This window comes from Ramlibacter sp. GS1-15, assembly GCF_057785015.1.
The window spans coordinates 1566057-1590392 of the sequence record NZ_JBYNTU010000001.1 but is presented as its reverse complement, the minus strand read 5'-3'; the positions used below and the strand labels follow the sequence as shown (position 1 = coordinate 1590392).

Here is a 24336-nt window from a genome sequence, read left to right as displayed (position 1 = left end):
TGTTTTCAGGAACGCTTGCCGTAATTACGATTGAATTGCTCGAGCTGCCGGCGCAGCTCGGCGCGCTCGGCCTGCGACAGGTGACGCGGCGGCGGCGCGTCCTGCTTCACTTCGGAGACGCGCCGCACCGGCGCGGCGGCCCAGGTCGCCAGCCCCGCGAAGCCGAAGACCGCGACTGCGCATGTCCAAAGGATGAGGTAGCGCTGCATGGCTGCCGATTACAACGCGCGCGGGCCTCGCGAGTTCACGGACATCCGGTGAAGGGTTGCGTGGCGCCGCAACATTTGTAACACTGTGTCAGGCTCCTCTGAAAACACCGCACCAGCCGTGTTTAGCCCTTCAAAATCGGCTCTGTTACAAATCCATCTTCTGGAGCAACATGACACAAGCCGCAGCCCGAACCGACAAGATCCTGGTCGTCGACGATGACGCCCGGATCCGCGACCTGCTGCGCCGCTACCTGACGCAGGAAGGCTTCGAGGTCATCCTTGCTGAAGACGGCAAGGCGCTCAACCGCCTGATGCTGCGCGAAACCGCCGACCTCATCGTGCTGGACCTGATGATGCCGGGCGAAGACGGGTTGTCGATCTGCCGTCGCCTGCGCGCGGCCAACGACCGCACGCCGATCATCATGCTCACCGCCAAGGGCGAGGACGTGGACCGTATCGTCGGCCTCGAAGTCGGCGCCGACGATTACCTGGGCAAGCCGTTCAACCCGCGCGAACTGCTGGCCCGCGTGCACGCCGTACTGCGCCGCCGCCCCGCGCAGGAAGCCCCGGGCGCTCCCTCCAGCGACAACGAAGTGGTGACCTTCGGCCCCTTCCAGTTCGACCTGGGCGCGCGTACGCTACGCAAGAACGGCGAGGAACTGCCGCTCACCACCGGCGAATTCGCCATGCTCAAGGCCCTGGTGCGCCACCCGCGCCAGCCGCTGTCGCGCGAGAAGCTGGCCCAGCTGGCGCGCGGCCGCGAGTTCGAGCCCTTCGACCGCAGCCTCGACGTGCAGGTCTCGCGCCTGCGCAAGCTCGTCGAGGCCGACCCGGCGTCTCCCCGCTACATCCAGACCGTGTGGGGCGTGGGCTACGTTTTCGTGCCGGACGGAGCGGGCTGATCGCCCTGGTCGCCGCCCCCGCCGGAAACAACAATAATCGGGGAGCAGCAGTAGCGATACAGGGGACACAAGCTTGATCCACGGAGTCACCACCAGCATCGACGTCACCGGTCCGGCTCCGCTCGAGACGGCACCGGCGCCGATCGATATGCGTCCGCGGCTGGGCCTGTCCCTTTTCTGGCGCACCTTCTTCCTGCTCTCGCTCCTGCTGGTCGGCTCCATCGTCGCCTGGCTGCAGACCTTCCGCGCCCTCGAGTTCGAACCGCGCGCCGTGCAGACGGCCCAGCAGATCGCGTCGCTGGTGAACCTGAGCCGCGCGGCGCTGGTCCATTCCGATGCGATCGCGCGCGTTTCGCTGATCAAGACCCTGGCCGACCAGGAAGGCGTGCGCATCGTGCCGCGCGAGCCCACCGATCGTTACGCCACGTTCATGACGGGTGAGCTCGACGCGCGCGTGATGGAAGAGCTCATGTCGCGCCTCGGGCCCGGCACGGTGATGGCCTCCAGCGTCAATGCCGAACAGGGGCTGTGGATCGGCTTCAGGATCGAGCAGGACCAGTACTGGATGCTGCTGGACCGCTCGCGCCTCACGGCGGTGGGCGGGCGCACCTGGCTCATCTGGCTGATCACCGCGGCGGGCCTGTCGCTCGCCGGCGCGGCCGTCATCGCGCGGCTGATCAACCGGCCGCTCAAGCAGCTGTCATTCGCCGCCAGCCGCGTGCGCGACGGAGACTTCGACGCCAGCCGGCTCGACGAGAAGGCCGTGACCAGCGAGATCCGCGAGGTCAACATCGGTTTCAACCGCATGGCGCAGCAGCTCGCGAAGATCGAGCAGGACCGCGCCGTGATGCTCGCCGGCATTTCGCACGACCTGCGCACGCCGCTCGCGCGTTTGCGGCTCGAGACCGAAATGAGCGTGGTGGACCCGGACGCGCGCAACCACATGGCGGCGGACATCGACCAGCTCGACGCGATCATCGACAAGTTCCTCGATTACGCGCGGCCCGACCATGCCGAGCTCAAGCCCGTGCTGCTCAACGACGTGATCGAGGCCTGCCTGTACGCCGTGCAGGACCAGGGCGACATGAAGATCAACCTCGATGTCGCCAAGGGCCTGTACGTGATGGCCGACGAGGTCGAACTCGCGCGCGTGATCTCCAACCTGCTGGAAAACGCACGGCGCTACGGCAAGACACCCGAGACGGGCATCGCGGTCGTCGACATCGCCGGGAAGGCGCGCCAGGAGTGGGTGCTGCTCAAGGTGCGCGATCACGGCATGGGCGTCGCCCCCGAGGCGCTGCCCAACCTGGTCAAGCCCTTCTTCCGGGGCGACGCGGCCCGCACCGCGGCCACGGGCGCGGGCCTGGGACTGGCCATCGTGGACAAGACGGTGCAACGCATGGGCGGCATCTTCGCCCTGTCGAACACCACGTCGGGAGGCCTGGCCGCGCACATCAAGCTGCAGCGGGCCAAGCCCCTGCCGCCGCTGCCGCCGAAGCAAGAGACTCCGCGCGACGAGCCCGCTTTCGAGTCCTGACCTAGGCGGCCAGCAGGGCGATCGCGCGCGCCTCGATCGAGAGGCCCTGCCCCACGGGCCCGAGCTTTTCCGCCGTCTTCGCCTTCACGTTCACCTGCGCGGGCGCAAGCCGCAGTGCCTGCGCCAGGCGCTCGCGCATGGCTGCGATGTGCGGCGCGAGCTTCGGCGCCTGCGCGATCACGGTGCTGTCGATGTTCGCGATCTCCCAGCCCGCCTCGCGCACGCGGCGCGCGCACTCGGTGAGCAGCAGGATCGAGTTCGCGCCCTTGAAGCGCTCGTCGTTGTCGGGGAAGTGGCGGCCGATGTCCCCCAGCCCCGCGGCGCCGAACAGCGCGTCGGTGATGGCGTGCGCCAGCACGTCCGCATCGGAGTGGCCGAGGAGCCCGCGCTCGTAGGGAACCTCGATCCCGCCGATCACGAGCTTGCGCCCCGGCACGAGCGCGTGCGTGTCCCAGCCTTCGCCGATGCGCAGCTTCATGTGGGCCCCCACGGCGCGATGCGCCTGCCCCCCGAGGGGGCGCGAACTTGCTTGAGGCGGCTCTGCGCTGCGTTCATCTAGCGCGCGCCTTGAGCACCGCCTCGGCGATGGCAAAGTCGTCGTGCCAGGTCACCTTGAAGTTGTGCGCGCCGCCCGTCACCAGCTTCGGCTTCAGGCCCAGCGCCTCGATCGCCGTGGCTTCATCGGTGACGCCGTTGCCCACCTTCTCCAGGGCGTGCATCAGCATGCCGATGCGGAACATCTGCGGCGTCTGCGCGAGCCACTTGTCGTCGCGCGGGAGCGTTTCGGCCACGCGCCCGCCCTCCTCGCGCTTGATCGTGTCGGGCACCTTGATCGCGAGCAGCCCGCCGACCTCGTCGCCCTGGCATTCGTCGATCAGCGAATCGACCAGCTCCGGCGTGACGAGGCAACGCGCGGCGTCGTGCACCAGCACCCAGTCGTTCTCGGTCGCGCCGACGCGGCGCAGCTCGTAGAGGCCATTGGCCACCGTCTGCGCGCGCGTCGCGCCGCCACTGGAGACGACCAGCGCCGATGTCGGGTTGCGTTCGAAGAAGCCGTCGCCGGGTGCGACGACGACCAGCGTGCGCGAGATGCGCTTGACCGCGGCGAGCGCGGCCAGTGTGTGCCAGACCAGGGGTTGTCCGACGATGCGTTCGTACTGCTTGGGGCCGGCTGTGCCGGCACGGCTGCCCGTTCCCGCACAGGGCACGAGCGCATAGAAGCGGGGATTGAGTTTGCTGTCACTCGTTGCCATATCGTCCATTCTAGAATCGCACGATACACCCCACCCTTTCGAGGCGCGGGGTGTTTCCCATTTTTTGCACTTGATGGAACTTCCCAAGCTCATTGCGGGCAAGCGCTACACGCTGCCCCGCCCTCCCGGCTCAGCAGACGCGCTGTGGCTGGCCCGCCTTGCGCATCAGCAGAAAGCCGGCCGCAAGCTCACGGCCATCGTCACGGCGAATGCCACGGATGCGCAGCGCCTGATGGCCGAACTTGCATTCTTCGTGCCCGACCTGCGCTGCGCGCTCTTTCCGGACTGGGAGACGCTGCCTTACGACAGTTTTTCGCCCCACCAGGACCTGATCAGCGAGCGGCTGGCCACGCTGTGGCGCATCTCGCAGTCGGATGTGGACGTGGTGCTCGTCCCCGCGACGACGGCGCTCTACCGCCTGGCCCCCCCGGCCTTCCTGGCAGGCTACACCTTCGAGTTCGCGGTCAAGCAGAAGCTGGAGGAAGCGAAACTCAAAGCGCAGCTCACGCTGGCCGGCTACAGCCACGTCACGCAGGTCGTCAGCCCCGGCGAATACGCCGTGCGCGGCGGCCTGATCGACCTGTTCCCGATGGGCTCCAGCGTGCCCTACCGGGTCGACCTGTTCGACGACGAGATCGATTCGATCCGCACGTTCGACCCGGACACGCAACGCAGCCTGTACCCCGTGCCCGAGGTGCGCCTGCTGCCCGGCCGCGAGTTCCCGATGGACGAGGATGCGCGCGCGCGTTTCCGCCGCCGCTGGCGCGAGCTGCTGGAGGGCGACCCGACCAAGAGCCGCATCTACAAGGACATCGGCAACGGCGTCGCCACCTCGGGCATCGAGTACTACCTGCCGCTCTTCTTCGACGAGACGGCGACGGTGTTCGACTACCTCGGTGCCGCATCGACACTCGTCCTGCATGGCGAGATCGAGCCCGCGTTCCAGCGCTTCTGGCAGGACACGCGCGAGCGCTACCGCCTCGTGCAGGGCGACCCGGACCGGCCGGCGCTGCCGCCCGAGGCGCTGTTCCTCACCAGCGAGCAGTTCTATGCCCGCGCCAACGAGCACGCGCAGCTCGCGATGCGCCCGAGCGACGACCCGCACGTCCACCCCGAGTTCGACGCGCTGCCCAACATCGCCGTCGTGCGCGGCGCCGAGGACCCGCTGGCGAAGTTCAAGGAGCACCTGCGCAACACGCAGCATCGAGCGCTGGTGCTCGCCGAAAGCGAAGGCCGGCGCGAAAGCCTGCTCGACTTCCTGCGCGCGAGCCATGTCTCGCCGCCCGCCTTCGATTCGCTGGCGGAGTTCCAGCAAAGCGACGAGAAGATCGGCATCGCCACCTCGGAGCTGAACGTCGGCTTCGCCTGGCTCGAGGAAGGCATCGACCTCGTCACCGAGACCGAGCTCTTCGCCGCCGCGCCCAGCGCGCGCCGCCGCAAGAAACAGGAGCAGGTCAGCGACGTCGAGGCGCTGATCAAGGACCTGTCGGAGCTGAACGTGGGCGATCCGGTCGTGCACGCGCAGCACGGCATCGGGCGATACCGGGGCCTCGTGAACATGGACCTCGGGCAAGGCAACACCGAGTTCCTGCATCTCGAATACGCGGACAAGGCGGCGCTCTACGTCCCCGTGAGCCAGCTGCATTTGATCAGCCGCTACACGGGCGTGTCGGCGGAAGAAGCGCCGCTGCACAAGCTCGGCTCCGGCCAGTGGGAGAAAGCCAAGCGCAAGGCGGCCGAGCAGGTGCGCGACACCGCCGCGGAGCTGCTCAACATCTATGCCCGCCGGGCCGCGCGCGAAGGCCACGCCTTCCGCTTCTCGGCGCAGGACTACGAGGCGTTCGCCAACGACTTCGGCTTCGAGGAAACTGCCGACCAGAACGCAGCGATCCACGCCGTGATCCAGGACATGGTGTCGCCCCGCCCGATGGACCGCCTGGTGTGCGGCGACGTCGGCTTCGGCAAGACCGAGGTCGCGCTGCGCGCCGCCTTCATCGCGGTCACCGGCGGCCGGCAGGTCGCGTTCCTCGCGCCGACCACGCTGCTCGCGGAGCAGCACTACCAGACGCTGGTCGACCGCTTCTCGAAATGGCCGGTGAAGGTGGCCGAGGTCTCGCGCTTCCGCTCCACCAAGGAGGTGAACGCCACGCTCAAGGGCTTGGCCGACGGCAGTGTCGACATCGTGGTCGGCACGCACAAGCTGCTCTCGGAAACGACGAAGTTCAAGAACCTGGGCCTGCTCATCATCGACGAGGAGCATCGCTTCGGCGTGCGCCACAAGGAGCAGATCAAGGCGATGCGCGCCGAGGTCGACGTGCTCACGCTCACCGCCACGCCGATCCCGCGCACGCTGGGCATGGCGCTGGAAGGCCTGCGCGACCTGTCGGTGATCGCCACCGCGCCGCAGCGGCGGCTCGCGATCAAGACCTTCGTGCGCAATGAGAGCAACGGCGTGGTCCGAGAGGCGGTGCTGCGTGAACTGAAGCGCGGCGGCCAGGTGTACTTCCTGCACAACGAGGTCGAAACCATCCAGAACCGGCGCGAGCGGCTTGAGCAACTCTTGCCCGAGGCGCGCATCGCGGTCGCGCACGGCCAGATGCCCGAGCGCGAGCTCGAGCGCGTGATGCGCGATTTCGTGGCGCAGCGCTACAACCTCTTGCTGTGCTCGACCATCATCGAGACCGGCATCGACGTGCCCACGGCCAACACGATCGTGATCACGCGCGCCGACAAGTTCGGCCTCGCGCAGTTGCACCAGCTGCGCGGACGGGTCGGCCGCAGCCACCACCAGGCCTATGCCTACCTGATGGTGCCGGACAAGGAGAGCCTGACGAAACAGGCGGAGCAGCGGCTGGACGCGATCCAGCAGATGGAGGAATTGGGCTCGGGCTTCTACCTCGCGATGCACGACCTCGAGATCCGCGGCGCGGGTGAGGTGCTGGGCGAAAACCAGAGCGGCAACATGCTGGAGGTCGGCTTCCAGCTCTACAACGAGATGCTCGGCGAGGCCGTGCGATCGCTCAAGGCCGGCCGGGAGCCCGACCTGCTCGCCCCGCTGTCGGTCACGACCGAGATCAACCTGCACGCGCCGGCCCTGCTGCCCGACGACTACTGCGGCGACGTGCACCTGCGGCTGTCGTTCTACAAGCGCCTGGCCACGGCGAAGACCACGGACCAGATCGACACGCTGCTGGAGGAGATCGTCGACCGCTTCGGCAAGTTGCCGCCGCAGGCGCAGACGCTGATCGACGTGCACCGCCTGCGCGTGCTGGCGCGGCCCTACGGCGTGGTGAAGGTCGATGCGGCGCCGGGCGTCATCCACGTCACCTTCAAGCCGAACCCGCCGGTCGACCCGATGCGCATCATCGAGCTCGTGCAGAAGAACAAGCACATCAAGCTGGCCGGCAACGAGAAGCTGCGCATCGAAAAATCGCTGGTCGATGTGAAGGACCGGGCGCAGATGGTGCGCGACGTGCTTCGCTCATTGGGGCAGCCCAAGGTGGCGCAACCCGCGTGAGAAAATCCGGCGCATGACCGACGCCAAGGAAATCGCTCCCGGCCTGGTGGTGCGGGGCTTCATGCCGCCGCTGCCGATCTCGCAGTTCAGGCTGATCGCGTTCGACATGGATTCGACGCTGATCAACATCGAGTGCGTCGACGAGGTCGCCGACATGGTCGGCGTGAAGGACGAGGTCGCGGCGATCACCGAGGCCGCCATGCGCGGCGAGATCGCGGATTTCAAGGACAGCCTGCGTCGGCGCGTGAGGCTTCTGCGCGGGGCGACCGTGGCGGACCTGGAGCGCGTGTTCGTCGAGCGGCTGCAGCTCAATCCCGGCGCGGACACGCTCGTGCGCGCCTGCAAGGCCGCCGGGATGAAGGTGCTGCTCGTCTCGGGCGGCTTCACCTTCTTCACCGACCGCGTACGCGACAAGCTGGGCATCGACTTCACCCGCTCGAACGTGCTGGAGATCGAATCCGGGCCCAACTGCGGCCAGCTCACCGGCCGCATGGTCGACCAGGACTGGGGCGACATCTGCGATGGCGCGGAAAAGCGCAAGATGCTCCTGCAGACCTGCGCGCAACTCGGCATCTCGCCCAGGCAGGCCATCGCGATGGGCGACGGCGCCAACGACCTGCCCATGATGGGCGAAGCCGGCCTGTCGGTCGCCTACCACGCCAAGCCGAAGGTGCGCGAGCAGGCGATGGTGCAGATCAACGAGGGCGGGCTGGACCGGTTGCTCGAAGTCTTGAAGTGATGTCATGCGGATCCGGGACACGCTCGCGACAACCATCGCGTCGTTTGAAGGTGCCCGGCTGGCCGATTTTTGGATGAGGACTGACGGGCACCGCCTGACGCGAGCCCCCGGTGGCATATCCACCAGCAAAGACACTGGATTCCGGCCTTCGCCGGAATGACAAACAGCTACGACGGCAGGCTCACCCGGAACGTCGTCCCCTCGCCCAGTTTGCTCTTCACCTCGATCGCGCCGCCGTGCATCTCGACGGCGTTCTTGACGATCGCAAGGCCGAGACCGGTGCCCTGGATCGTGCCGACATTGCTCGCGCGGTGGAAGGATTCGAACAGGTGTCCAAGCTCCTCGGGCGGAATGCCTATGCCCTTGTCGGCGACCTCGAACACGGTGGCTGATTGCTCGCGGCGCACCTCGAAGCGCACATCCCCGCCTTCGGGCGAATACTTCAGCGCGTTGGACAGGAGATTGCTGAAGATGTGCCGCAGCAGCTTCTCGTCGTAATCGCCTTCGTGGGCGTCTTCGGCGATCGAGAGCTTCACCTCGCTCGGGTCCTGCGGCTGCTGCGCGCGCGCTTCATTGACGAACTGCTCGCACAAGGGCGCGAGCTCGATGCGCTGCGGCTGGAAGTCGAGCATGCCGGCATCCGCTTTGCCGAGCAGCAGCACCCGATCCATCATGCGGGACATGCGCTGCACGCCGCCGGCGATGCTGTCCAGGATCTCGTTGCGCTCGGCCGGCGCGATCCGGTCGCCGTAATGGCGCAGCAGCTCCTCGGCCGACATGATCGCCGCCAGCGGCGTGCGGAACTCGTGGCTGGTCATGGCGACGAAGCGGCTGCGCAGTTCGTTCAGCGCCTTCTGCTGCTCCAGCGCCTCGCGGACCTCGCTCTCCGACTTCCTGCGTTCGGTGATGTCGAGGAAGGTCCAGATCACGCCCGAATCCGGATCGTTCGGGCGGATGCAGCTGCCGCCCATCTCCACCCAGAACGTCTCCCCGTTGCGGCGGCGCAGTTGCAGCTCGCAGCTGTACGAGCCGGTCGCCGTGAGCGCCGTGCGCGCCACCTCGCCAAAGCGCTCCCAGGCGTCGATGTCCGCGTGCAGGTACATGGAAGACTGGCCGATCAGGATCTGCTTCGGGTAGCCGAGCATCTGCGCGAACCGGTCGTTCACCCATTCGTGGCGGCGGTTCACCGAAAGCACGATGCCCACCGGCGCGCTGTTCAGGATCGCCTCGCGCTCCGAGCTGGTCTTGTGCAGCTGCGCCTCGAGCTCCTTGCGCGGCGTGATGTTCATGATCACCCAGACCGTGCCCTGCGTGATGTCGTCGCGGTTCACGGCCTTGCCCGAGAGCATCACCCAGATGGGCGTGCCGTCGACGCGGCGCATCTGCATCTCGCCTTCGTACACCTCGCCGCGGGACACCGCCGCCGTGGCCACCTGCCCGATGCTCAGGTACTGCTCGCGCGACATGTACAGGCGCTCCATGGAAGCGCCCGGCCGGCCCTCGATGCCGAAGATGTCCAGCATCGCGCGGTTGGCCCAGCGCAGGCGCCCGGCGTGCGTGAGGAACGCGATGCCGACGATCGAGTTCTGCAGGATGGTCTCGCGCTCTTCGAGCACGCTGCGCAGGTGGCCTTGCGAGTGGCTGAGCGCCTGCACCATGGCGTGGCCGGCAGCGATGCGCGCCTGCGCCGCCTCCTTGAAGCGGCGCGCGACGTTGATGCGGTCGCCCAGCGCGAACGACAGCAGCACCATCTCCAGCGCCGACCCGATCAGCAGGCCGTTGGACGTCGCGGCGTTCGACGGCAGGAGACCCGTGTTGTGCAGCGCAAGGGTGACCACGCCGACCAGCAGCACCGTCCACGCGAGGAAGAAGTAGCGGGCGCCGGCGAATTCGCGCTTGACGCTGATCACGCCGATCACCACCAGCGTCACGACGCTCACGACCGCGAGCACGGTCGCCATGTAGGTCGAGACCCGGTACGGCAGTGCGACCGCCGCAAGCACCTCCAGCGCCCATCCGGCCAGCAGCGTCAGCAGCCACTTGTCGATGGCGCGCAAGCGCTGCGCGCTCGAGAGGAAGTCGCGTGCGAACAGCGTGCCGAAGATCGCCGAGAACCCGAGCCCGACCGGGGACGAGACACTGTTCCACCAGGTCCATTCGGGCCACAGGAATTGCGCCCCCAGGCCGGTGAGTGCCGCCTGCCCGATGCCCATCCAGCCGACGAAGATCACGTACAGCGCGTAAGCGGCCTCGCGCACCGAGACGAACAGCAGCAGGTTGTACAGGAACAGCCCGACGAGCACGCCGAAATAAAGGCTCAGCGCCGCATAGTTCGCCATGTCGTGCTGCCATAGCGCTTCCGGTTGCCACAGCGTCGCGGGCGCGGCCACGGTGCCTTCCGATTCGATGCGCAGGTACAGCACGTTGTCGCGCCCGGGCTCCAGGTGCAGCGGCACGACGTGGTTGCGATGCGGGACGGCGCGCTGGTCGAACGGGTACAGGTCGCCGCCCACGTGCTTCTGGAAACCCGCGCCGCCGGGCGAATACAACTCGAAGCGGTCGAGCGGCGGGTAGGCGATCTCGAACAGCCAGTCCGGGCGCGCGCTGCCCGCGTTGCGCAGCACCACCTTCAGCCAGATCGCGGAGCGCGTGATGCCGAAATTCGCGCCCGGCCCGTCGGCCGACACCGGCCGAAACCGGGACTGCAGTTGCGGCTTCAGCACGTCGTCGAGCGTGAGCTTGCCGCTCTCGTCCTCGAGGAACAGGAAAGCCTTCGCGAGGGGGTAGCTTTGCGCCCCGCGCACGTCCACCACGCCCGGCTGCGCGAGTGCGGCGCCGCCCGCCAGCGCGAACAGGAGCAGCAGCCACGCGCGGAGCATCAGGTCCTTTCGATGCGCGGCCGGCCGGCCTCGGCCGCGAAGCTCGCGAGCGTCTCGATCTTCGTGTCGCGCCGGGTCACGTCGTCGACCACGCGCAGCTTCACGTTCATCCGCGCGGGCGTGAGCTCGACGACGCCGTAGCCCTTGCGCTCCGAATCGGCGAAGATGAAATGCGGGTTCTCGGGCAGCACCCCGGCGATGCGCTGGTTGCCCGCGGAGCGCGACGTGATGCTGGTGCCGCACAGCTCGATGCCGACAGATGCGCTGTCGGGCCTGGTGTAGTCCGCCTTGACGTGGCCGACCCAGTTCTCGTGCACGTCACCGCCCAGCAGCAGCGGGTTCGCGACGCTGCGCCGCTGCAGCGTCGCGGTGAAGCGCTGGCGCGCGGCGGGATAGCCGTCCCAGCCGTCATTCCAGAGCATGCGCCCTTCACCCGCCTTGAAGTCGCGCTGGCCGAAGAGCGTCTGCTGCCCGAAGATCGTCCACGTCGCCCCCGCTTGCGCCAGCGTGCCGTCGAGCCACTGCTCCTGCGCCGCGCCGAGCAAGGTGCGCTTCGGGTCCTCCCAGATCGCGCAGGTTCGCGGGTCGATCGTGCTCGAGCCGAGCTTGCCGTTGACGTTGCAGGCGTGGTCGTCGCGGTACTGCCGGTCGTCGAGCAGCACGATGTTCGCCAGGCGCCCGAAGCGCTGCTGGGAGTACAGGCGAGTCTCGGCGCCGGAGATGAGGCCCGTGATGCCGCGCGTGAGCGCCGAGGCGCGCACCGGCATGTGTTCGTAGAAGGCCTGGTAGGCGGCCGCGCGGCGCGCCGCGAAATCCGCAACGCCCGGGCCGCTGTCGCCCGCGACCAGGCCTGCATAGTCGTTCTGCACCTCGTGGTCGTCCCAGGTGACGAGCCACGGGCAGGCCGCGTGCATGGCCTGCAGCTCGGGCTCGCTGCGATGCAGGGCGTGGCGCGCGCGGTAATCCTCGAGTGTGACCACCCAGCCGCCCGTGGGCATGCGCACCGCGTTCGACGCACCCGGGTATTCGTAGATGTAGTCGCCGAGGAACAGGACCAGGTCCAGGTCCTCCTTCACCATGTGCCGGTAGGCGCTGAAGTAGCCGTGCTCCCAGCGCTGGCACGACGCGTACGCCAGGCGCAGGCGCGACGCCGCGCTATCCGGTGCAGGCATCGTGCGGGTGCGCCCCACGGCGCTCACGGCATCACCGGCGATGAACCGGTAGAAGTACCAGCGGTCCGCAGCCAGCCCGCCGACTTCCGCGTGCACCGAATGCGCGAGCTCCGGCAGCGCCTGCTGCTCGCCGCGCTGCACGACGCGCGTGAAGGCCTCGTCGTCGGCGATCTCCCAGCGCACCGTGACGGGCTGCGCCGGCAGTTCGCCCACCAGGCGCGTCCAGAGCACGACCGAATCCTGCAGCGGCGAGCCGCTGGCGATACCCAGCGCGAACGGGTTGGACGTGAAGCGGGCCTGCGCCCAGCTGCTGCGCGGCAGCCAGGCGGCGCCTGCGGTGGCCAGCGCGAGCTGGAGGATCGCGCGGCGATCGAGCGTGTCACGGTTCGGCATAGGCCGGGCCACTATAGCGCCTGGCGCGCGGATTCCGCCTCGGCGCGCAGCCAGCCTGCGAAGGCCTGCGCATCGGGGTTGCGCCGTCCCGACTCGCTGAACACGATGTAGTAACCGCGCTGCGACGCCGCACCGCCGCCGAAGGGTGCCACCAGCCGCTTGTCGCGCAGCAGCTCCGCCAGCAGAGGCAGCCGGCCGATCGCGACACCCTGCCCGGCGACGGCGGCACCGATAGCATCGGCGTACTGCGTGAAGCGCACGCTGTTCTTCATGCGCAGTTCGGCCAGCCCCATCACGCGGATCCACGGCTCCCAGTCCACGGTGAGCGCCTCGCCGCCCGGCATGTCCACGGCCAGCAGCGTGTGATGCGCCAGGTCGGCGGGCTTCTTCAGGGGGTGCCGCCGGTCCGTCGCCAGCTTCGGCGAGCAGACCGGCTGCACCGATTCCTCGAACAGCGGAGCGCCCTCGCCCTGCTGGGTCGGCACGAAGCGCACCGCCACGTCGATCTGCTGGCGTTGCAGGTCGAGGATCTCCGACGTGGCCGAGATGCGCACGTCCACCGCGGGATGCTGCTCGGTGAAACGCGCCAGCCGCGGGATCAGCCAGAGGGAGGCGAACCCCGGCGTGCAGGTGATCGCCACATGACGGGTGGCCGACTGCGCGCGCACGCGGGTGGTCGCGTCGCGCAGGCGCTCGAGGCAATCGACCACGGCGCGCTGCATGATGCGGCCGGCCTCGGTCAGCTCGAGCGAGCGGTGGCGGCGCTCGAAGAGCGGCACCCCCAGGCTCGCCTCGACCTGCTGGATCTGGCGGCTCACGGCCGACTGCGTGAGGTACAGCTCGCTGGCGGCGCGCGTGAAGCTCAGGTGGCGGGCCGCCGCCTCGAAGCTGCGCAGCAGGTCGAGCGCGGGCAGCTCCTGGCGCGGGATGGCCGCGGTGGCGGGCGGCTTCGCATTCCTTGGGTGCATGCGACGGATTCCGAATCAGCGTTTGTGCCGAGGGGCGCCGGCCAATATAGTGATTCCACGCGCGAATACCAGCGGAGAAACACCATGCCGGCTTCCCTCACCCTCTCGCTCTGCCCCCGCCAGGTCCACACGATCGACGATGCCGCCGGCTGGCACATCGCCTGCCGCTCGGGCGCGGTCTGGATCACGCTCGACGGCGACCTGACCGATTACGTGGTGGAAGCGGGCGAGACCTTCGAGACGCCGCGTCACGCACGCGCGCTCGTGTACGCGCTTGGCGCTGCACGCATCGACCTCGAGGCGCTCCACAGCAGGAACGACACGATCGCCATGTTCAGCAGGTTCCAGCCGATGCCGTTGATGAAGGCAGCGCGGTAGGAGCCTGTGAGATCGAACACGGCGCCGGACATCCAGCCGCCCAGCGCCATGCCGAACAGCGTCGCCATCAGCACCGTGCCCATGCGCGCACCCGCCTCGGCCGGCGAGAAGTGCTGGCGGATGATGAGCGCGTACGCCGGCACGATCCCGCCCTGGAACAAGCCGAACAGGCCCGAGACGACGTAGAGGGACACCAGGCCGTCGTACGGCAGGAACAGCAGCAGCGCGATGCCCTGCAGGATCGAGCCGAGCAGCAGCGTGCGCAGGCCGCCGATGCGGTCCGAGACCCAGCCCGACGCCAGCCGGCTGACGACGCCCAGCCCGAGCATCAACGAAAGCATCTCCGCGCCGCGCGCCGCGCCGAAGCCCAGGTCGCTGCAGTACGCGACGATGTGGACCTGCGGCATCGACATCGCCACGCAGCAGGACACGCCGGCAACGCACAGCAGGACCTGCACGAGTCCTGGGTTCAGTCCCATCGGTCGCGACGGCGAGGCCGAATGCACCGCCGCGCTGTGGGGCACGGCATCGGGCTGCGGCGGCGGCCGTCGGCGCAGCACCAGCGCGAGCGGCAGCATCGCGAGCGTGCAGAACACACCCATGCCCACATAGGTCGCGCGCCAGCCGGATGCGTCGATGAAGAACTGCATCACCGGCGGCCACAGCGCTCCCGCCGCGTAGTTGCCGCTCATGCAAATCGCGAGCGCGATGCCGCGGCGGCGGTCGAACCATTTCGAGGTGTCGGCCACGAGCGGCGCGAACGTCGCCGACGTGCCGAGCAGCCCGACCAGCAATCCTTGCGCAATGTCGAAGACCAGGAGGTTCGGCGCCAGCCCCGCCGCGATGAAACCGGCGCCCAGCCCGGTCGCCCCCAGCATCACCGGCACCAGCACGCCGAAGCGATCGGCCAGCCGCCCCATCATCACCCCGCCCAGCCCGAAGCCGATCATCGTCAGCGTGTACGGCAGCGAGGTCGAGCCGCGGTCCACCGCGAACTCCTGCTGGATGCGCGGCAGCACCACCGTCACCGAATACATCCCGCTGCCGCCGATCGTCATCAGCGCGAGCGAGACGACCAGCCGCCACCAGGCGTAACGCGATTCGATGCCCGTCATGCCTGCCATACCCCCCAGCCTTTCGCACGCAAGGCGATGCCCAGCTCGACTTCCATGGTGCGCGCTTCCTCGTAGCGCATCGGGTTGAACCGATCGTACACATCGGGCAGCAGGCGCACGCCGTAGTCGCGCACGAAGCCGTTCGACTGGATGCCGGCCTTGTGCTTGTCGAAGCGCAGGTCGGGGTCGAGCCCGGTCATGCCGACATAGACGAAGGGCTTGCCGAGCTGCCAGCCGGGGTTCGCGCGGCGAAAGCGCGCCACGTTCCATACGCGGTCGGACAGCTCGATCACGTACACGTGGTAATGCGCGCCTTTCGTCTTCACTCGCTGCGGCTCCTGCCGGGCCGACTATAGCGGCGGGTCGGACGCTGCCGACAGTCCCGGGCGCGCGGCTCCGACGGCCGCGCTGTGGCTGCCCGCCTAAGGTGGACCGTATGGATCGCGCCGCGCCTCGCCACTTCTCCATGTTGCGAGGCTTCCACCTCGCCGACTTCTTCACCCTCGGCAATGCCGCCTGCGGCGTGGGCGCGGTGCTGTTCGCGATGTTGTTCATGGCCAGCGGCGCGCCGGTCCATTTCTTCGCAGCCGCCGCGCTCGCCCCGGCGGCCTTCGTCCTCGACGTGCTCGACGGCCGCATTGCACGCGCGCGACACCAGCATTCGCCGCTGGGTCGCGAGCTGGATTCGCTCTCGGACGTGATCTCGTTCGGGGTGGCGCCCGCCGCGCTCGGGTTCGCCGCCGGAATGCAGGGCGGCTGGGATGCGGCAGCGCTGGTCTACTTCGTGTGCTGCGGCGTGAGCCGCCTCGCACGCTACAACGTCACGGCCGAAGAACTCGCGGGCGATTCGGGCAAGGTCAAGTATTTCGAGGGCACCCCCATCCCCACCAGCGTCGTGCTCACGGCGATCCTTGCCGTGGCCGCCTGGCGGGAGCGCATCGGCGACGCGCTGTGGGGCGGCAGCCTTGCACTGGGCCCCTGGGAGCTGCATCCGCTGGCGCTGCTCTATGTGCTCTCGGGCAGCCTCATGATCAGCAAGACGCTGCGAATCCCGAAGTTCTAATTTCGGGACCGAAAGATCACAATGGGTGAATGCATTCGCCCACACTGCGCCTGTTCATCGCGCTCTGGCCGCCTGATCCGGTCCGGGCGCAGATCGCGCAGTGGCAATCGCAATGGGAGTGGCCGCCGCGCGCGGCCGTGGTGGCGCCGCAGCGGCTGCACGTGACGCTTCATTTCCTGGGCGACGTTCCGGCCCAGCGGGTGCTGGACCTGAAGTACGTGCTCAAGCCGATTCCCTCGCCCCGGTTTGCGCTGCATTTCAGCCGCGTGGACATGTGGCCGCAGGGCATCGCGGTGCTGCGGCCGGACAACGTGCCGACCGCCGTGCGGGGTTTGCATGCGCGCATCGGGCTCGCGCTGGCGAACATCGACATGCCGCCCGAGGAGCGCGCCTGGCGCCCGCACGTCACGCTGGCGCGCCGCGCCTACGGCGCGAAACCGCCCGCGCAGGTGGCGAACGTGCAGTGGGAATCGAAGGACGGGTTCGTGCTCGTGCAGACCGTGGGCGGCGGCCGCGGCTACGAGATCGTCGAACGTTTCGGCGCCTGAGCTAGGCGCCGCGCGGCAGCGCCGCACGCACCCAGCGCACGATGTCGGCGGTGCCCATCGCGCCGGGCTGGCGCGCCACTTCGCGACCGTTCACGAACAGCGCAAGAGTCGGGATGCTGCGGATCGACAGGCGCGCACCGAGAGCCTGCGCCTCATCGGTGTTGACCTTGGCGAGTCGCACCTGCGGCTCGAGCTGCGCGGCGGCCTGCTCGAAAGCCGGGGCCATCTGGCGGCACGGTCCGCACCACGGCGCCCAGAAATCCACCAGCACCGGCAGCTCGCTGCGCGTGGTGTGGCGCTCGAACGCGGCCTCGTCCAGTTGCGCCGGCTTGCCGGTGAAAAGCGCCTGGTGGCACTGGCCACAGTCGGGCGACTTGGCCAGGTCTTCGCGTCGCACACGGTTGGTCGTGTGGCAATGCGGGCAGACGACGTGCAGCGTGGCGGCGGCCGGCATCTTCAGGCTGCCTTGGGCTCGCTGCGCGCCGCTTCGATCGCACTGCGCGCAGCCACCTCGGCCTTCGTGGCGAGGTCCAGCGGCGAGCGGCACAGCCCCGCGTGCTCGTACTGCATGTTCTCGTACACCTCGGCGGTGGACGGGAAAGTGGCGAGCACGGCTTCGAGCGTCGCGTCGCGCGGCGCGCTCTCCAGTGCGGCCTTGACGTGGTCGACCACAAAGCGGAACTGGTCCGCGTCGACGGCCTGCGGGCTGCGTTCCAGCCGCTCCAGCATCTTGGCCAGGGCGACCAGGTTCTTGGAAATGACGGGCGAGTTGTCCATGCCACGCAACTGGGGACAGGCCCCGGAAAAGCAAGAAGCCGCGTATCGCCGTGCCGGTCAGCCCGTCTTCCTGGGTTCGCGCGGCCGGGCTTCGACCAGCCCCCCCGGATCCGTGGGGCCGGACATGAGCGCCTGCAGCGCCAGAAGGTCGCTCGCCACGTCGTCGTCGATCTCGGGCGACTGCGCGCTGCCCTCCTGCAATCGGGAATTGCCGTCCCAGGATTGCGCGCCCGGCATCGGCGAGAAGCCCCGCGCGGCCGGGCCATAGAACTCCCAGCCGATGCTGAAGAGCCACTCGCGTGCCGTCCGGTCCATTCCCAGCAGCTGCTCGCGGAAGCTTTGCTGGAATGCGTGCACATAGGGCAGCAGCTCCTGATCCGCCTTGCGAACCAGGATCTGCACGTGCATGCCCGACTTCTGCTCGCGCGTGAGCGCCGACAGGGCACGGCAGTCCAGCCAGTCCGAGGGAATGCCGTGCCTGGCCATGGTTTCGCGCAGCACCAGCCGCACCAGGTCGCGGCGCGCCGAATTGAGCGACTTCGACTTTTCTTCCGGGGAAGGCGCCTCGTTGCTGCCGAACTGGGTCGAACCGGCGGGGCGGGTATCTCCGCCGCCCTTCGCGAAGAGCTTCTTCATCAGGCCCATGGGCGATCAGTCCCTGAGCTGGAAAAGCATGCGGGTGCCGGCGATCTCCACCACGTCATGGTTGGAGAGCATCACGGGGCTGGGGCCGATCGGGTCGCCATTGAGCGTGGGCCTGGTCTCGCCGTCCAGGTGGCCGATGAAGAATCCTTCACGCCGGTGCGACACCGACACCACGGCCACGCCGGGCTTGCCGAAAGTCGTCACCGCCTTGACCACGGGCACCTCCAGGCCGCTCGATGAGCCGTTGAGCACCTGGAACACCGCATGGACCATGCGCGGCATCCCGTCCGCGCCGAGCTTCAGCGACGCGGTCTCGCCGAAGGTGCTGGGGTGTTCGGTCGCCTCGCGGTACTGGATGCGGAAGTGGCCGATCGCGATCACGTCGCCGTCGCGCAGACGCTGGCGCTTGACCATCTTGCCGTTGATGTAGGTGCCGTTCGTGCTGCGCAGGTCCTCGATGTAGACATCGGCCAGGCCCTTGAGGTCGAAGAAGCAGTGATGCCCGCTGACCACCAGGTTCTCCAGGACGATGTCGTTGTCGGAGGCGCGGCCGAGGGTCGTACGGTCCTTCTGCAGGTACACGTGCTTGATCTCGACGCCTTCGACGGATGCGATGAGCTGGGGCATCCGGCCATGGTAGTGCGGGCCGGACAGCCCGGCAATGGGGCTGCCGCCACGGCGCAACGCGCGCAAACCTTCGTTAACGCGCCGGCGCCGCGCGCCAGATGGTGTTGCCGACGTCGTCGGCCACCAGCACGCCGCCGCGTGCATCGAGCGCCACGCCGACCGGCCGGCCGAACGCCTTGTCGCCGGACAGGAATCCCGTGAGGAAGTCGACGGGCTGGCCGCGCGGCTTGCCACCCTCGAACGGAACGAACACCACCTTGTAGCCGGAAAAGGGTTTGCGGTTCCACGAGCCGTGCTCGCCGACGAAGGCGCCGTTCGCGAACGGGCCCGGCAATTTGCCGTCCGAGAACGCGAGGCCGAGCGGCGCGACGTGGTTGCCCAGGCCGTAGTCGGGTACCCGCGCGCTGGCGACCCTCTGCGGGTTGGACGGAACGCGCGTATCGACATGCTGGCCCCAGTAGCTCCACGGCCAGCCGTAGAACGCGCCCTCCTGCACCGACGTCAGGTAGTCGGGCACCAGATCGCTGCCCAGCTCGTCGCGCTCGTTCACCACGGTCCAGAGGGCAGTGGTCGTCGGCTCCCAAGCCAGGCCATTCGCGTTGCGCATGCCGGATGCGAACAGCCGCTTGCTGCCGCTGGCGAGATCCACCTCCCAGATCGCGGCCCGGCCCTCTTCGGCTTCCAGGCCGTTCTCGCCGGCGTTGCTGTTGGACCCCACGGTCGCATACAGCTTGCTGCCGTCGCGGCTGGCAAGGATGTTCTTGGTCCAGTGGTGGTTGAAGCCGGCCGGCAGGTCCGTGACCTTCTGCGGCGTCGCGCTGATCTTCGTTTCGCCGGGACGGAACGGCACCTTCACGATCGCGTCCGCGTTCGCGATGTACAGCTGGTCGCCCACCAGGGCCATGCCGAACGGGCCATGCAGGTGATCGATGAGGACGGTCTTCGTCTCGGCCACGCCGTCGCCATCACTGTCGCGCAACAGCGTGATCCGGTCGGCACTGGGAGCCCCTGCGCCGGCCTTCTTCGAGAGCAGCTTGAACATGTAGCCGCGGAACTTCTGCGGCTCGGCCGGGCTGTCCGCCGGCTTGTTGGTTTCGGCGACCAGCACGTCGCCATTGGGGAGCACGTAGAGCCAGCGCGGATGCGCGAGATCCTTCGCGAATGCCGTCACGCGCCAGCCCGGCGCCGGCTGGGGTTGCTTGCCCTGCGGCCAGCGGTCGATCTCGGCGATATGGATCGTCGGCACCAGCCGGTGCTCCGGCTCGCCCAGCCTCGGGGCCGGCCCGACAGCCGCCTCCTCGGGCAGGCGCGCCGTGCCGCCGCATCCGGCCAGCAGCACCAACGCCAGCACGGGGAAGACCTTCGAGTTCATGTTGTGACCTCAGCTAGCGCATAGTTAGACCAATGATCCCTTTTTCCGTTCTCGACCTTTCGCCCATCGTCGAAGGCGGCGACGCGTCGCTATCGTTCCGCAACACGCTCGATCTCGCCGGCCACGCCGAACGCTGGGGCTACCAGCGCTTCTGGCTGGCCGAACACCACGGCATGCCCGGCATCGCGAGTGCGGCCACGGCGGTCCTGATCGGCCATGTCGCGAATGGCACGAAGAGCATCCGCGTCGGCGCAGGCGGAATCATGCTGCCGAACCATTCGCCGCTCGTGATCGCCGAGCAGTTCGGCACCCTGGAGGCGCTGTACCCCGGCCGCATCGACCTCGGCCTGGGCCGCGCGCCCGGCTCCGATCCCGCCACCGCGCGCGCATTGCGGCGCAATCTGGCCAGCGACGCCGACGAATTTCCGCGCGATGTGCTCGAACTCATCGACTTCATGTCCGACGAGCCGCAGCAAAGGATTCGCGCGGTTCCCGGCACCGGCGCGAAAGTGCCCGTGTGGATCCTGGGCTCCAGCCTCTACGGTGCGCGGCTCGCGGCGATGCTGGGCCTGCCCTATGCCTTCGCCTCGCACTTCGCGCCGCAGCAGCTGATGGAAGCGATCAACGTGTACCGCAGCCTGTTCAAGCCGTCCCAGTTCCTCTACAAGCCTTACCTGATGCTCGGCTTCAACGTGTTCGCCGCCGACACGGACGAGGAGGCCCGCGTGCTGGCGACTTCGATGCAGCAGTCCTTCGTCAACCTGCGCAGCGGCCGCCCGGGCCGGCTGCCGCTGCCTCGGCCCGGTTATTACGAGCAGACCCGCGGCGCGGAACGCGCGCTGCTCGACATGGTGCTGTCGTGCACGGCGATCGGGTCACCGGCCACCGTACGCGAGAAACTGCGCGAGTTCATCGCCGAAACGCGCGCCGACGAGCTGATGATCGCCGGCGCGATGCACGACCATGGCGCGCGGTTGCGCTCCTACGAGATCGCCGCCCAGGTGCGCGACGAGCTCGGGCGCTGAGGTTCAGCGGCGATACGGGTCGTTCGGGTGCGCGTCGTAGCGGTTCGGCACGCCGTCGCGGTCGCGGTCACCCATGCCGGGGCCGCCCATGGCATGTGTGGCATGCCTGCCGTGCTCCCAGTGGCCCGCCACCATCTCCCAACGGCCGTTGCGCTCGACCCAGCGGTCCGCCACCCAGTGCATGCCGTGGCGTTCATGCATCCAGTGGCCGTTCACCCAGACGTACTGTCCATGGCGCCAGGCCCAGTGGCCCGGGGCCCACTCCATGCCGCGGCGCGGCGCGGGGATGCGCTCTTCGCGCACCGGCGGCGGCGCTTCCGTGACCACGATGGTCCTCTGCACAGCAGAGGACGTGACCGGAATCGCGCCGAAGGCGGTGGCGGCAACGCTGGCGATGAGGATGTGCTTGAGCATTCGTGTCTCCCTATGCTTCGATGAAGACAGGGTCGCCCGCCCACGGCCGCGCAGCCGTAGGACACCGGCGCATGTAGCCGCGCTGGCGCTTCGACTGACGACTAGCGTGAACGCCGCGGCAGCGGGTAGGCCGGATCGGTGAAGCCCGGCGTGGACGGATGGCCCGGCGGCACGAGGGAATCGATGAGCGTTTCGTCCTCGGTCGTGATCGTGCAGTCGAGCGTCGGCAGGTAGCCCTGCCATTGCTCCAGAGTGCGCGGCCCGGCGATCACGGAACTGACGGCGCGATGCGCCAGCACCCAGGCGGTGGCGAACTGCGCGAGCGTCACGCCCCTGCCCTTCGCGTGCGCCTGCAGCTTCTGTGCGATCACCAGCGACTCCTCGCGGAACTCCGTTTCGGCCATGCGTTTGTCGCCGCGCGCCGCCCGCGTGCCTTCGGCCGGCTTCTGTCCCGGCAGGTACTTGCCGGTGAGCACCCCGCGCGCAATGGGGCTGTACGGCGTCACGCCGATGCCGAAGTCCTCGCAGGCCGGCAGGATCTCCACCTCGGGCATGCGATTGAGCAGGTTGTAGTACGGCTGGCACACCGCGGGCCCCGGCATGCCGATCTCCTTGGCGATGCGCACGCATTCGGCAATGCGCCAGCCGCGGAAATTCGACAGGCCCCAATAGCGCAACTTGCCCGCGCGCTGCATCACGTCGATGGCACGCAGCGGCTCTTCGAGATCCATGCCGTTGTAGTCGCGGTGCAGGTACAGGATGTCGATGTGGCCGGTCTGCAGCCGTGCAAGGCTTGCATCCACTTCGCGCAACATCCACGAGCGCGAGTAATGGCCTTCGTTCGGCCGCTCGGACATCTTGTTGCCCAGCTTCGTCGCGAGCACCCAGTGGTGACGACGGCCCTTGAGGAGCTCGCCGACCATGCTCTCCGATGCCCCCTTCGTGTACACGTCGGCCGTGTCGATGTAATTGATGCCGTGGTCCTGCGCGTCGTCGACGATGGCGCGCGCCTCGCCGATCTCCGTCTGGTCGCCGAACATCATCGTGCCCAGGCACAGCGCGGACACCTGCAGGTTGCTCCTGCCGAGATTTCGAAACTGCATGGCTTTCGACCCGCGCCTAGGCGAGTTCTTCGAGTCGGCGCTGCGCCTCGCGCCGGCCCATGTGGCGCAGCGCCGCGATCGCCTCGATCTGCTTCTGCCGCGGCCGGGTGTTGCCGCTTTCCCATTTGTAGACCGACAGGGCCGACACGCCGAGCAGCTTCGCGAGCGATGCGGCCGACAGGCCCAGCCGCCGGCGCTGCGAGGCGAGGCTCTTCGCGCTGTAGCGGATCTGCGTCTGCGGCTCTGCCTCGGAAGCCGCTGCGGGGCCCGCGCCACGCGCCGCCGTCTTGCCCAGGCGCTTGATCTGCTGCTCGATCGCCTGCAGGCGGCGCTTGAGCTGCGCGATCTCGCTGCGGTAGTGCGCGTTGGCCTTCTTCAGTTGCTCGGTCTCGCTGCGCGACTGCTTGCGCGAGATTCGCGCGATTTCTTCTTTAAGGATCGTTCCGATGTTGGGCATGGATCATGCATCGTGGCGCCCGCATCCCTCTGGCCTGCTTGGGGATTGCACGGGCGGGGCCCCTCCTGAACGGCCATCTTAGCCCAACATCGAAGTTGAAAGTTCGCCTATTTTCGCCAGCCCGCGAATTGTGGATAGATTTTCGCGACGACGGGCCCGTTGTAATCCCAGGCGATGCAGCGGCCCAGGTGATACGGCGGCTTGTCCACCGCCGCCGCGGGCGTGCCTGCGCGCTCGCGCTCGCGTTCGCGATAGGGGAACACCGTCTGGTACGCGGCGGTGGCCAGGTTGAACAGCAATTCGCGCAGGTGCGTGCAGCCCTTGATGCCGCCCAGCTCACGCTCGATCGTCTGACGCCAGCCCGGGCCCATGGACTGCCCCACCATGCGCTGCATCGGGTCTTCGCCGCGCGAGCATTCGCCGTAGGGCGTGAAGTCCATCGACGCGGCGATCGCCTGGATCTTCATCTGTTCGTCCACCGTCACGCGGATGGTCATCCCGTGAACGGGTGTGCCGGGCGCCATCGCACCGCGCTCGATCATGTCGAAGGCGTAGGTCTTCACATCCTCCATGTGGCCTTCGATATCCCACAGGCCGTCCTCGCGCAGGTAGCCTCGGTAAGTGACGTTGCGGGTGTGCAGGTGCTGGCGGGGTGCGGGATCGGGCAGTGGCATGCCAACGATTTTCCCAGAGACGCGACATCCCGGCTGTCACGTCGGTCATCTCACGCCGGTGTCGCGAGCACCTTGTAGTAATAAACGGTGTCGCAAGGCCCGCCTCCGGGCAACAAGGCGTAGTTCGGGATGACACCCACGCGGTGCCAGCCGCAGCGCTCGTACAGGCGCATGGCCGCGTCACTCGCCGTGTCGAGCACCAGCAGGGTCTTGCGGCTCTGCTGTGCGGCCGCCTCGGCCGCACGCATCAGCGCCTCGCCCACGCCTCGCCCGCGGGCCGACCGCAGCACCAGCATCTTGGCCACATCGCCGCGATGCGGCTGGTTCTCCGGCTGCTCGAGCACGACCTGCACGGTGCCCACGATGCGGCCTTCGTCTTCGGCGACCAGCAGCACGCGCTCCTCGCGCGCCGCGGACTGCGCCACGCCGCGCCAGAAGCGCAGCGCCTTCTCGCGGGTCATCGGCTGCATGAAGCTGACCGAAGCGCCGCCCTCGACGCAATCCACCAGCACGCCGACCAGGCCTTCGAGATCGGCCTCGCTCGCGTCGATGATCCTGCGTATCTGCAT

General features: G+C 68.3%; 25 protein-coding genes and 1 pseudogene. 8 read left to right on the top strand and 18 right to left on the bottom strand.

Annotated elements, in window-relative coordinates:
* Window positions 1-5: 5 nt before the first annotated feature.
* Complete coding sequence (locus tag AC3EF3_RS08020) at window positions 6-209, bottom strand: hypothetical protein (RefSeq protein ID WP_488531627.1); 204 nt, start codon at window positions 207-209, stop codon at window positions 6-8.
* A gap of 170 nt (window positions 210-379) precedes the next feature.
* Between AC3EF3_RS08020 and ompR the strand changes: the two genes are divergently transcribed.
* On the top strand, window positions 380-1111 hold the full coding sequence (ompR, locus tag AC3EF3_RS08015) for an osmolarity response regulator transcription factor OmpR (RefSeq protein ID WP_488531626.1): 732 nt from the start codon (window positions 380-382) through the stop codon (window positions 1109-1111).
* A 73-nt stretch (window positions 1112-1184) separates the two neighbouring features.
* Entirely contained in the window at window positions 1185-2648 is a 1464-nt protein-coding gene (locus AC3EF3_RS08010; RefSeq protein ID WP_488531625.1) for a sensor histidine kinase, read from the top strand.
* Window position 2649: 1 nt separating this feature from the next.
* Here the strand turns inward: AC3EF3_RS08010 and ispF are convergent, their stop codons facing one another.
* On the bottom strand, window positions 2650-3126 hold the full coding sequence (gene ispF / locus AC3EF3_RS08005; protein ID WP_488531624.1) for a 2-C-methyl-D-erythritol 2,4-cyclodiphosphate synthase: 477 nt from the start codon (window positions 3124-3126) through the stop codon (window positions 2650-2652).
* Window positions 3127-3199: 73 nt separating this feature from the next.
* A complete protein-coding gene (gene ispD, locus AC3EF3_RS08000) occupies window positions 3200-3901 on the bottom strand; it encodes a 2-C-methyl-D-erythritol 4-phosphate cytidylyltransferase (protein WP_488531623.1) in 702 nt (233 codons plus the stop codon).
* Between the two features lie 73 nt (window positions 3902-3974).
* Between ispD and mfd the strand changes: the two genes are divergently transcribed.
* A complete protein-coding gene (gene mfd / locus AC3EF3_RS07995; protein WP_488531622.1) occupies window positions 3975-7418 on the top strand; it encodes a transcription-repair coupling factor in 3444 nt (1147 codons plus the stop codon).
* Window positions 7419-7431: 13 nt separating this feature from the next.
* Entirely contained in the window at window positions 7432-8157 is a 726-nt protein-coding gene (gene serB, locus AC3EF3_RS07990; protein ID WP_488531621.1) for a phosphoserine phosphatase SerB, read from the top strand.
* 167 nt (window positions 8158-8324) lie between these two features.
* On the opposite strand, the gene AC3EF3_RS07985 is transcribed toward serB, so the two are convergent.
* The 3 genes from AC3EF3_RS07985 to gcvA are packed head-to-tail and all read right to left on the bottom strand — an operon-like array spanning window position 8325 to window position 13569.
* Entirely contained in the window at window positions 8325-11036 is a 2712-nt protein-coding gene (locus AC3EF3_RS07985) for a 7TM diverse intracellular signaling domain-containing protein (protein ID WP_488531620.1), read from the bottom strand.
* Window positions 11036-12601, bottom strand: a complete 1566-nt coding sequence (locus AC3EF3_RS07980; protein WP_488531619.1) for an alkaline phosphatase D family protein — start codon at window positions 12599-12601, stop codon at window positions 11036-11038. Before AC3EF3_RS07980 ends, AC3EF3_RS07985 begins: the two co-directional genes overlap by 1 nt.
* A gap of 11 nt (window positions 12602-12612) precedes the next feature.
* Window positions 12613-13569, bottom strand: coding sequence for a transcriptional regulator GcvA (gene gcvA / locus AC3EF3_RS07975; RefSeq protein WP_488531618.1), 957 nt, complete (start codon window positions 13567-13569; stop codon window positions 12613-12615).
* A gap of 84 nt (window positions 13570-13653) precedes the next feature.
* On the opposite strand from gcvA, the pseudogene AC3EF3_RS07970 reads away from it, so the two are divergent.
* Window positions 13654-13785: pseudogene (locus AC3EF3_RS07970) on the top strand (DUF2917 domain-containing protein); the annotation flags it as partial.
* Between the two features lie 32 nt (window positions 13786-13817).
* Here AC3EF3_RS07970 and AC3EF3_RS07965 read toward each other — a convergent pair.
* The gene (locus AC3EF3_RS07965) at window positions 13818-15071 is read right to left on the bottom strand and encodes an MFS transporter (protein WP_488531617.1); all 1254 of its coding nucleotides are present in this window, start codon (window positions 15069-15071) and stop codon (window positions 13818-13820) included.
* Window positions 15059-15388 carry a hypothetical protein gene (locus AC3EF3_RS07960; protein WP_488531616.1) on the bottom strand — a complete coding sequence of 110 codons (330 nt, stop codon included), beginning with the start codon at window positions 15386-15388 and terminating at the stop codon, window positions 15059-15061. Before AC3EF3_RS07960 ends, AC3EF3_RS07965 begins: the two co-directional genes overlap by 13 nt.
* Window positions 15389-15528: 140 nt before the next feature.
* On the opposite strand from AC3EF3_RS07960, the gene AC3EF3_RS07955 reads away from it, so the two are divergent.
* Window positions 15529-16125, top strand: a complete 597-nt coding sequence (locus AC3EF3_RS07955) for a CDP-alcohol phosphatidyltransferase family protein (RefSeq protein ID WP_488531615.1) — start codon at window positions 15529-15531, stop codon at window positions 16123-16125.
* A gap of 29 nt (window positions 16126-16154) precedes the next feature.
* Entirely contained in the window at window positions 16155-16673 is a 519-nt protein-coding gene (gene thpR, locus AC3EF3_RS07950; protein WP_488531614.1) for an RNA 2',3'-cyclic phosphodiesterase, read from the top strand.
* Between the two features lies 1 nt (window position 16674).
* On the opposite strand, the gene trxC is transcribed toward thpR, so the two are convergent.
* The 5 genes from trxC to AC3EF3_RS07925 form a co-directional block, all read right to left on the bottom strand.
* Complete coding sequence (trxC, locus tag AC3EF3_RS07945; RefSeq protein ID WP_488531613.1) at window positions 16675-17127, bottom strand: thioredoxin TrxC; 453 nt, start codon at window positions 17125-17127, stop codon at window positions 16675-16677.
* A gap of 2 nt (window positions 17128-17129) precedes the next feature.
* A complete protein-coding gene (locus tag AC3EF3_RS07940; protein WP_488531612.1) occupies window positions 17130-17450 on the bottom strand; it encodes a hypothetical protein in 321 nt (106 codons plus the stop codon).
* A 57-nt stretch (window positions 17451-17507) separates the two neighbouring features.
* Window positions 17508-18086, bottom strand: a complete 579-nt coding sequence (locus AC3EF3_RS07935; protein WP_488531611.1) for a hypothetical protein — start codon at window positions 18084-18086, stop codon at window positions 17508-17510.
* A 15-nt stretch (window positions 18087-18101) separates the two neighbouring features.
* Window positions 18102-18722 carry an FHA domain-containing protein gene (locus AC3EF3_RS07930; RefSeq protein WP_488531610.1) on the bottom strand — a complete coding sequence of 207 codons (621 nt, stop codon included), beginning with the start codon at window positions 18720-18722 and terminating at the stop codon, window positions 18102-18104.
* A 73-nt stretch (window positions 18723-18795) separates the two neighbouring features.
* On the bottom strand, window positions 18796-20094 hold the full coding sequence (locus AC3EF3_RS07925) for a PQQ-dependent sugar dehydrogenase (RefSeq protein ID WP_488531609.1): 1299 nt from the start codon (window positions 20092-20094) through the stop codon (window positions 18796-18798).
* A 32-nt stretch (window positions 20095-20126) separates the two neighbouring features.
* Here AC3EF3_RS07925 and AC3EF3_RS07920 point away from each other — a divergent pair, with 32 nt between their 5' ends.
* Window positions 20127-21119, top strand: coding sequence for an LLM class flavin-dependent oxidoreductase (locus AC3EF3_RS07920; RefSeq protein ID WP_488531608.1), 993 nt, complete (start codon window positions 20127-20129; stop codon window positions 21117-21119).
* 3 nt (window positions 21120-21122) lie between these two features.
* Here the strand turns inward: AC3EF3_RS07920 and AC3EF3_RS07915 are convergent, their stop codons facing one another.
* The 5 genes from AC3EF3_RS07915 to AC3EF3_RS07895 all read right to left on the bottom strand — a co-directional run bounded on the left by AC3EF3_RS07915 (window position 21123) and on the right by AC3EF3_RS07895 (window position 24336).
* Entirely contained in the window at window positions 21123-21533 is a 411-nt protein-coding gene (locus AC3EF3_RS07915) for a YXWGXW repeat-containing protein (RefSeq protein ID WP_488531607.1), read from the bottom strand.
* A 101-nt stretch (window positions 21534-21634) separates the two neighbouring features.
* Entirely contained in the window at window positions 21635-22636 is a 1002-nt protein-coding gene (locus AC3EF3_RS07910; protein WP_488531606.1) for an aldo/keto reductase, read from the bottom strand.
* A 16-nt stretch (window positions 22637-22652) separates the two neighbouring features.
* Window positions 22653-23093, bottom strand: coding sequence for a helix-turn-helix domain-containing protein (locus AC3EF3_RS07905; RefSeq protein WP_488531605.1), 441 nt, complete (start codon window positions 23091-23093; stop codon window positions 22653-22655).
* Between the two features lie 107 nt (window positions 23094-23200).
* A complete protein-coding gene (locus AC3EF3_RS07900; protein WP_488531604.1) occupies window positions 23201-23767 on the bottom strand; it encodes a DUF2889 domain-containing protein in 567 nt (188 codons plus the stop codon).
* 50 nt (window positions 23768-23817) lie between these two features.
* The gene (locus AC3EF3_RS07895; RefSeq protein ID WP_488531603.1) at window positions 23818-24336 is read right to left on the bottom strand and encodes a GNAT family N-acetyltransferase; all 519 of its coding nucleotides are present in this window, start codon (window positions 24334-24336) and stop codon (window positions 23818-23820) included.